The sequence below is a fragment of the Burkholderia alba genome, assembly GCF_034721475.1.
Lineage (GTDB): Bacteria > Pseudomonadota > Gammaproteobacteria > Burkholderiales > Burkholderiaceae > Burkholderia > Burkholderia alba.
Map to the genome: position 1 here is coordinate 1 of NZ_JAWJWL010000081.1, position 5,551 is coordinate 5,551.

The window sequence follows — 5,551 nt, forward strand, 5'->3', positions numbered from 1 at the left end:
AATCACCGCGCAAGCCGATAAACAGGAAACCGGAATGAGCGATCTGCCAGAGGCAGCCGGAAGTGCCGCAGTGACCTTCGCCGCAGTCACTTTGGTGCCGCCATCGGATGGCCAGAGCTTCGTGCTGACGGCACGGCAACTCTGGGCGGGCGCCCAGGTATTAGCGGACAGCGAGATAGTAACCACGCTTCCCGGTGCGCTGCTCGTTGCTCAGGCATTGGAGGGTGCGTTGAAAGCAGTCCTTTGGGCCGCTGGGCGAGTTGCGTCGGAGTTGAGCCGGCGGCCATTCGGACACGATCTCGAAGCTCTATGGAAAGCATCGGCTGAATCGGGGCTCGCCGTATCTGCGATGCCACCCGACTGGTGTGCCTTACTAAACACACTCCATGCCCCGCCTTTCCACGGGCGGTATCCGAGTGGGATGAACGGGCACGTGACGCCAAATGCGAAGCAGACGGTGCTCGATGTTGAGCACGTATTGTCGCTAGCAGAAGACGTCGTAAAAACAGCGACTTGGCGTAGTCCAGGTGCATAGGAACAAGGGAAAAGGAGATCACGATGGCGACTGAGGAATTTTTCACGCGTCCGGCCGGCCATGAGGCACTGGTCAGAGCGTTGCTCGCGGCGTTGCCCGCTGCGCGGCGCGCGTGTCGACAGCAGCCGGTGCGCCCAGTCGCCGCGCCGAAGCCGAACTGCCATGATGCCGTCGATTCGTGGTTCGCCACTCACTCTGACGCACAGGCCGTGCGTGGTTGGCTCGCACTCGAGCAAGACAGTGTGTTGATTTCCACAGAGTCTTAACCCACCGGGGATGCGGCTATTTTCTTGGACTGATTTACGTCGTTAGGCCGAGGCTTTCACGGTACTCGATGGGGCTGAGATAGCCAAGGGAGCCCTTGATCCGTTTCTCGTTGTATCAGCGTGCGCTTGCGACGATGCGGGACTGAGCCGTCCGCGCTTGCGCCTACGGGGGCGAGCGTAACCGGCGAGAGGAAGCCGTTGAGACGATTGGCGTTCACGCAAGAGCGGGGATTCCATTTCAGATCGAAGCCGNTCAGCGTGCGCTTGCGACGATGCGGGACTGAGCCGTCCGCGCTTGCGCCTACGGGGGCGAGCGTAACCGGCGAGAGGAAGCCGTTGAGACGATTGGCGTTCACGCAAGAGCGGGGATTCCATTTCAGATCGAAGCCGCCCCTTCCCGAATTTCCGAGATTTGCCGTGACCGACGCACTCCCCGACATCATTGCCCGATCCCTCGATGTGCTGTTCTGCGGGATCAACCCCGGCATGACCGCAGCCGCGACGGGGCATCACTTCGCGGGAAGAAACAACCGTTTCTGGCGCGTCATCCATCTCGCGGGTTTTACTCCCGAGGAAATTTCTCCGCAGGACGACCGCACGATACTCGGATACGGGTGTGGGTTGACCGCCGTGGTGAAGCGGGCGACTGCGCGTGCCGATCAGCTTTCGCAGGATGAATTCACGGCCGCCGCCGACGCATTCAGGCGGAAGATCGCACGCCATGCGCCGCGCTTCGTCGCCTTCCTGGGCAAGGCCGCGTACGCCGGGCTTTCGGGGCAGCGGGAGATTGCCTGGGGGGCGCAGCCGGTCCGCATGGAAGGGGCGGCCGTCTGGGTTCTGCCCAATCCCAGCGGGAGAAACCGTGCGTTCAGCCTCGACGGTCTGGTCGATGCGTACCGTCAGCTTCATCTGGAAGTGGCCGCGGGTTCCGGCGACGCCAGTTTTCCGACGCGGGCGGCCCGGTAGGTCAGGCGAACCCGAGGGTTCGCCGGGCCGGAGCGTTCCGCGCAAGATGCGCAGGCATCCGAACAACGTCAATGGGAGGTCTCGGGTGACTCGAAACAAAACGGCGTTGGCCTGGCCGGGTACGCCCCTTTCGCGCGCATTTTTCGATCGGATCGCCACCGAGGTAGCGCCCCAGCTTCTCAACAAGATCCTGGCGGCGGCGGACGGCCGGGCGGGGCGCATCGTTGAAGTGGAAGCCTACGTCGGCGCCGTCGATCCGGCGGCGCATACCTACCGGGGCAAGACACCGCGCAATGCCACCATGTTCGGACCGCCGGGGCATATGTACGTTTACTTCACCTACGGCATGCACTGGTGCGCCAACTGCGTGTGCGGCCCCGACGGCGAAGGCAGCGGCGTGCTGATCCGCGCGCTGGAGCCTCTGAGCGGGCTGGAGCAGATGCGCGCGGTGCGCCCGCCGCTGACGCGCGATCGCGATCTGTGTCGCGGACCGGCCCGGTTGACGCAGGCGATGGGTATCGGCGGCGCGCAAGACGGGATCGATCTGATCCGTGCCAGTGATGGCTTCGCCGTCGTCGACGACGGCATGGCGCCGCCCGGGAATCTGACGGGCGGACCTCGCATCGGCATCCGTCTCGGCAAGGATTTTCCGTGGCGGTGGTGGGTGCCCGGCAGTCCATATGTATCGGGTACGGCGTCGCGGCGAGCCTCGATTCATGCCGAGGGGGCATCGAACGGCACATGATGCGCCGAGTCGTTCACCGGGACTTCCGGCGCGCTCGGCCAGGTGCCAGACGAGTGGCCCGCACTTGCGATGCCAGCGTGTTCCCATAAAGTGACCCGCTTCGCCAAGGGCCGGGGTGTGGCCCCCTGCTCGCGGAGCCGGACGGGAACGCGGTGCGCCGCATCCGGGCGGTTCGATTCGAACGCATCGCGCGCGACCGGCAGCGCAATCAGGCAATATTCCGCTGGCGCGCCTGCTAACGCCGTGTCGGTGAGGCGTACCGAACACCAGCGTGCAAGTCGGATCGCTCAGCGTAAATTATGTGGCAGTCCGATGGATAGACAATGAGGCAGTAGCGAGACGCAGCCGCTCAGTAGCGCGATTGCCGAAACGTGCCGGATGAGATGCCGGGTTTCGGCTTCATGCAGCTTGGCCCTGATGAAAACCGACAGAGTGGCGGGGCCGGGGCGAGCCTCTGTGTCGATCGGATTCGGCGCGCTGCGCACGAACGGGACGGAATCTTGAGCTGTCGCGATGAGTGGTTCATCGAGGGGAGAGTGGTGTAAAGGGGAAGTTTACGAACCCCGCGCGGTGGGCGGCGCGTTTCGCCGCGACGGGCCTGCCATGTCAACGAGATTTCGCGAATGTGGCGTCGACAAGCTCGACTCGCGGTGTGGAATCCACTCAAGGCGACGTGCTTCCAGCACCCGGCGCCGACGGCGCACCGAGCGGCCCGAAAGCCTGTACATTGCGATTGGCGCCGGCCATTGCATCCTGTCTGCCGGCGTGGCGCGCGGATGCGCCGACCTTGCCCGATACTGTCTCGCCATGGAATACATCGATAGCCTGCGAATCTTCTGTTCCGTCGTCGAAGCACGCAGCTTCACCCGCGCGGCGGACATGCTCGGTCTTTCCACGCCCGTCGTGTCGCGCGCGATCTCGGGCCTCGAGCAGCGGCTCGGCATCCGGCTGTTCAACCGCACCACCCGGCAGATTTCGCTGACCGAGGCGGCGGAGCAGTTTTACGACGGCTGCGTGCGGGTGCTCGCCGATCTCGACGCGCTCGAGGAGGGCGCGTCGATGCAGGCGCGCGAGCCGACCGGCGTGCTGCGCGTGATCGCGCACGCGACCGCGACGACCAACCGCCTGATGCCGCTCGTGTCGAGCTTTAAGCGCAAGCATCCGAAGGTCAATCTCGACGTGACGCTCGCCGAGCGGCCGGTCGATCTCGTCGCCGAAGGCTACGACGTCGGGCTGCTGCTGCCGTTCATGCTGACCTCCGATACGGTCGTCACGCGGCTGATGGAGCGCATCCCGTTCACGATCGTCGCGTCGCCCGACTACCTGAAAACGCATCCGATGCCGCAGCATCCGTCCGATCTCGACGAGCACGTATTCGTCGCCATTTCTCCGTCGGTGCGCAAGGCCGAACTGACCTTCCGCATCGGCCGCGAGGAACTGAGCGTGCCGCTGCGCTACGAGATCGTGTCGAACCATGCGGTATTCAACCTGGGACTCGTGCTGCAAGGCTTCGGCATCGGCGTGCTGCCGGTCGCGCTGCTGCAGAACGATCTCGCCGCCGGCCGGCTCGTGCCGGTGCTCGAGAAATTCAAGATCGTCGACGCCGGCACCGAGCTGCGTCTCGCGTACAGCTCGCGGATGCTGCTGCCCGCGAAGGTACGGGCCTTCATCGATCACGCGGTGAACTATTTCGAAGATCTGTCAAGCCAGCCCTCCAAAATAGAATGATGACCATCATCTATTGATTGCGCGCGCAGGCCCGCCGGCCGGCGCTCCGCGCGATTCTTGCCGGAATTGTTATTAATTGATGCGCCGCCCGGCGTTGATGGCCATTCCCGCGGCCACTAGTCTGTGCGCATGCACACCCTGCTTCCCGCCTTCGACGACGACTGCCTGACGATCACGCACGCCGCGCGGCACGTCTCGCAGCGCTATGAAAGGTATTTGTCAAAATCCGGCGTAACGCCGGCGCAGTTCACCATCCTGCGCGCGCTCGGGTCGGGCGCGGAATTGACGATGGCCGAGCTGGCGCACGCAACGTCGACCGATCGCACCACGCTGGTTCGCACGCTGCGACCGCTGCTGCGCGGCGCGTGGGTGAAGAGTCGGGCGATCGCTGAGCGCGGCCGTGGATTCTGGTTGGCGCTGACCGTGCCGGGCCGCGCGAAGCTGGACGAATCGGCGGCGTGCTGGCGTGACGCGCAGCGTGTGTTCGAGCGGCAGTTCGGTGCGCGACAGACGGCGCGGCTTCGCCGCGACCTGTTGCGCGTGGTGCGGGACGTGGCTCGCACCTAGGCGAGGACGATGGCCGGCGCGCGGTCCGCGCGTACCGGTTTCCGCCTCGCGCCGATCGGATCCGCCATGTGTCCTTCCCCCATTCTGCCGACGCAAGCGTTGGCGCTACCCGTCGACCGCTCGGGCGAAAGCCTCGGTCATCTGCTGTCGCGCGTCGATGCGGCGCTGGCGCAGCGTCTGTCGCAACGCACCCGTGAGGCGCTCGGCGTGACGGGCCTGCAGGGCTGCATGCTGTTCATGCTGTCGACCGCGCGCTGCACGACGGCGGCCGAGCTGGCGCGAGAGTATGGCGTCGACGCGAGCGCGGCGACCCGCATGCTCGATCGGGTCGAGACGCGCGGCCTGCTGTCGCGCGTGCGCGATGACGGGGATCGCCGGATCACGCGGCTCGCGTTGACGGATGAAGGCCGGGCACGGGCGGCCGCGATGCCGGAGATCTTTCACGCGGTGCTGGGCGAGGCGCTGGCGGGCTTCACCGCCGAGGAGGCGGGTTTCCTGATTCGCTTGCTGGCGCGTATCCGGGCAAACGGCGACGGCTCGCACCGTCGTGCCGGTTGGCCGGAGCAGGGGTGACGGGATTATTCAAAATCATCAAGGAATCACACGCATGGGTATCAAGACAGACAAGCGGATCGGGCAAGGGGACGCGCAATGAGCGCCGTGGCCCTGTCCGTGCGCAGCGGTGGCCGCACCGTGCTCGCCGCCGCGGTTGCCGCGCTGGCGCTCGCGGGATGCGCGAACTAC

The 5,551-nt window shown here is 65.4% G+C and carries 7 protein-coding genes and 1 pseudogene; 7 read left to right on the plus strand and 1 reads right to left on the minus strand.

The features are described 5' to 3' along the window. Both RZR99_RS31900 and RZR99_RS31905 read left to right on the plus strand, forming a co-directional pair. On the plus strand, positions 1-535 hold a 535-nt coding region (locus RZR99_RS31900), incomplete at its 5' end, for a HEPN domain-containing protein (protein ID WP_323123686.1). Positions 536-558: 23 nt separating this feature from the next. Continuing rightward, entirely contained in the window at positions 559-801 is a 243-nt protein-coding gene (locus tag RZR99_RS31905; protein WP_323123687.1) for a hypothetical protein, read from the plus strand. Positions 802-835: 34 nt separating this feature from the next. On the opposite strand, the pseudogene RZR99_RS31910 reads toward RZR99_RS31905, so the two are convergent. Beyond that, a pseudogene (locus RZR99_RS31910) lies at positions 836-916 on the minus strand (IS3 family transposase); the annotation flags it as partial. A 302-nt stretch (positions 917-1,218) separates the two neighbouring features. On the opposite strand from RZR99_RS31910, the gene mug reads away from it, so the two are divergent. From mug to RZR99_RS31935, 5 genes are all read left to right on the plus strand, one after another. Continuing rightward, the gene (gene mug, locus RZR99_RS31915) at positions 1,219-1,767 is read left to right on the plus strand and encodes a G/U mismatch-specific DNA glycosylase (protein ID WP_323123688.1); all 549 of its coding nucleotides are present in this window, start codon (positions 1,219-1,221) and stop codon (positions 1,765-1,767) included. A gap of 85 nt (positions 1,768-1,852) precedes the next feature. Next, positions 1,853-2,512, plus strand: coding sequence for a DNA-3-methyladenine glycosylase (locus RZR99_RS31920; RefSeq protein ID WP_323123692.1), 660 nt, complete (start codon positions 1,853-1,855; stop codon positions 2,510-2,512). A gap of 807 nt (positions 2,513-3,319) precedes the next feature. After that, positions 3,320-4,240 carry a LysR family transcriptional regulator gene (locus tag RZR99_RS31925; protein ID WP_323123689.1) on the plus strand — a complete coding sequence of 307 codons (921 nt, stop codon included), beginning with the start codon at positions 3,320-3,322 and terminating at the stop codon, positions 4,238-4,240. Positions 4,241-4,369: 129 nt separating this feature from the next. Beyond that, positions 4,370-4,807 (plus strand): MarR family winged helix-turn-helix transcriptional regulator, encoded by a 438-nt coding sequence (locus tag RZR99_RS31930; protein ID WP_323123690.1) that lies wholly within the window; start codon positions 4,370-4,372, stop codon positions 4,805-4,807. A 66-nt stretch (positions 4,808-4,873) separates the two neighbouring features. Continuing rightward, positions 4,874-5,380, plus strand: a complete 507-nt coding sequence (locus tag RZR99_RS31935) for a MarR family winged helix-turn-helix transcriptional regulator (RefSeq protein WP_323123691.1) — start codon at positions 4,874-4,876, stop codon at positions 5,378-5,380. The last annotated feature ends 171 nt before the right edge of the window (positions 5,381-5,551 follow it).